3 protein-coding genes are annotated in these 2,315 nt (G+C 50.4%); all 3 read left to right on the forward strand.

Annotated elements, in window-relative coordinates; translation table 11 throughout:
• The coding region (locus ABD76_RS25840; protein WP_197259830.1) for a pentapeptide repeat-containing protein at window positions 1-1,210 on the forward strand (1,210 nt) is incomplete at its 5' end.
• Between the two features lie 14 nt (window positions 1,211-1,224).
• Window positions 1,225-1,731 carry a hypothetical protein gene (locus tag ABD76_RS25845; RefSeq protein ID WP_197259832.1) on the forward strand — a complete coding sequence of 169 codons (507 nt, stop codon included), beginning with the start codon at window positions 1,225-1,227 and terminating at the stop codon, window positions 1,729-1,731.
• A 16-nt stretch (window positions 1,732-1,747) separates the two neighbouring features.
• Window positions 1,748-2,152: a PAAR-like protein gene (locus ABD76_RS25850; RefSeq protein WP_197259831.1), complete on the forward strand. Its 405-nt coding sequence runs from the start codon at window positions 1,748-1,750 to the stop codon at window positions 2,150-2,152.
• Window positions 2,153-2,315: the final 163 nt, after the last annotated feature.

The following is a 2,315-nucleotide window of genomic DNA, read 5'->3' on the forward strand; positions in this document are numbered from 1 at the left end:
GAAGTTCAAGGCGGTACAAGAGCAACGGATAAAGGCCTGTGTCGAAGATTTTCGGGGGTATTGCCGGGATATTCGGCACGAGCAGATTCAAGGAAGAAAAGGAAAGATCGGTTATATCACATACTCCATGCTGCGTACCACATGGCTGGAGGAGCGACCTGCTTATCTTGTAGAGGCTTCGGATGCTCTATGGATGCTTGATCCTGAGCCGATCCGATTTGAATGGGATACAGGCTGGTCCTATGCCTATTGGGCCGATTTGCAGCAGCAATTGCGAAGGGAGGCAGAGAAGCAGTATGTGTCCCTATCAGAGCTTGAATGGGAGCATGCCATGCTGGAGGCGGCAGAACATGTTCATGCACTTATTGTAAATATGATGCGCCTAGCGATGAAACAGGCCGTGTGCTTGCCGGAGTTTCAAGAGCTGGAGCGGGAAGAGATGTTCGAGATTCGTGTGGGAGAATACATGGATCACAGCGTATCGGTGTATCGCGAGGATCGCAGAGCCATGGAGGCAAGTGAGATTCGGTCATGGCTGGAGGAAAAAGAAGAATATGCGTACAGCTATCAAGCGTTGACCCAAGTTCAACTGTCAGATGGAGATTACAGCCTGCTGGATTTTCGCTATACGGCTTTTCGGCAGATTGAGATGGAGCGCAGTCGCTTGCATGGCTGTGTTTTAGTAGGAACGGTATGGCAGGAAAGCCAGTTGAATGGAATCGACTTGACCTACAGCTTGCTTTATGGAGCCGATTTTAGCGGATGCTCGATGAAAGGGGCGATATTCGATGCTGTTATGGGTAACGCCGGATACGGACCAGGCGCTTCTTTAGATTGGGAGCCACTGGGTTTTGTTGGCGTGGATTTCACAGGGGCGAGCTTGCAGGAGGCCCGTTTTAAAGATGCACAGCTGCGCGGAGCCGTATTTCAAAACGCGTTACTGCATCGAGCGACTTGGAACGGAGCGAATCTGACGGATGCCTGCTTTGCCGGAGCAGATGTATCCGGTGCATCTTTTGAAGGCGCTTGTTTGAGCGGGGCTGATTTTACGGGAGCCAATGTACACGGAGTCATGTTTACGGATGCACAGCGTAGAGAAGCCATTGGATTGGACTGGGCAGCTATGGAGACTTCGCTTCCAGATGGAGAGCCGTCTTCTGAGCCTGCACAGGTAAGGGATGCCGTTAGGAAAAGGGAGTGGCTGCATTGAGATATTTTCGGCTGATGGTAGACGAGCGGGTAAAGAATCGGGTGGAGCCTGCTGCGATGTCTCCTTTGCAAGTAACAGATATCCTGACGGAGACCCAGGGACAGAAACAACAGGAGGCTTCTCTTTTTCTAGCTGTACATTCCGATTCACACACGGTGTACCCGGATTTTTTGGAATTTCCTCTGCCGCTGGTGTCGGAGCGAATGAAAGCATTATTGGAGAAATATATGCCGGGGCTGGAATGGAGAGCGGCCATCCTTACCGATTTCCAGCAGGCCAGACAGGATGTATACTGGTTGCTTCGTCCGCCGATGGAGGACTGTTTGTCCGCACAGACGGAATGGTACCCCAATCAGACATTGAAGCGTTTGGTACTGAGACCGGGGGAGGTGGCGTCGCCTGTTTTTCGGATTAAGGGGCTTATCGAACCTCATATCTATATCCATTTGGCTGTGGCGGAAAGCTTGCTACGGCGATTCTTTACCGGCATTCGAGTACAAAGAGTCGAGATGGAGACATGAAGGAGGATAGAGTAAGGTGGAAAATACGCAGGTAAGACTGGGAAGCGGCGCGAAAAAAAGCTATGTCGTGGCAGGAGCGATCTTAAGCTGTAGTTATGGTACGCAGCCTACCCGTTTGAAAAGGCCATTTAGCCATGGCGTCTACATAAAAAACAAAGCACAATTGAATATTGGAGATTACGTGCCGGGGGTGAACATTGAGTCTTTTGGAAATTGCTCCAGTCTGCTCAATCCAGCCGTACAGGCCAGTGAGATGGTAGACATCTATGGCGTGAAGAAGGCTCCGTGTGTTCCGGTGCTGACTATGCCATGGCTGAACGGGAAAAGTGATGTGAAGATCGAGGGGCAGCCTGCCTTGACGCAGAACTGCACCCTACAGTGTCTATATTGTGGTCATATCCAAATCGAAAATGACGGGTAGGAGTTGGATTAAGGTTCTGTTTCCAAGCCGTCAAGTTTCGAGAGCCGGAAGGAGACATGAACTCACTTGAGTGTAGTACATAACGGAATCGGGTATGAAAGTCTGCGTTTCTACGGTTCCTTTCAGCCTCAGCATATAGAGAAGCTTCAAATTACAAGGACCA

The sequence above is a fragment of the Paenibacillus dendritiformis genome, assembly GCF_015845845.1.
GTDB lineage: Bacteria > Bacillota > Bacilli > Paenibacillales > Paenibacillaceae > Paenibacillus_B > Paenibacillus_B dendritiformis_C.

Excerpts from the sequence above, each read along its gene's own strand:
- ABD76_RS25845 (WP_197259832.1), top strand. The coding sequence starts at position 1,225 with ATGGTAGACGAGCGGGTAAAGAATCGGGTGGAGCCTGCTGCGATGTCT.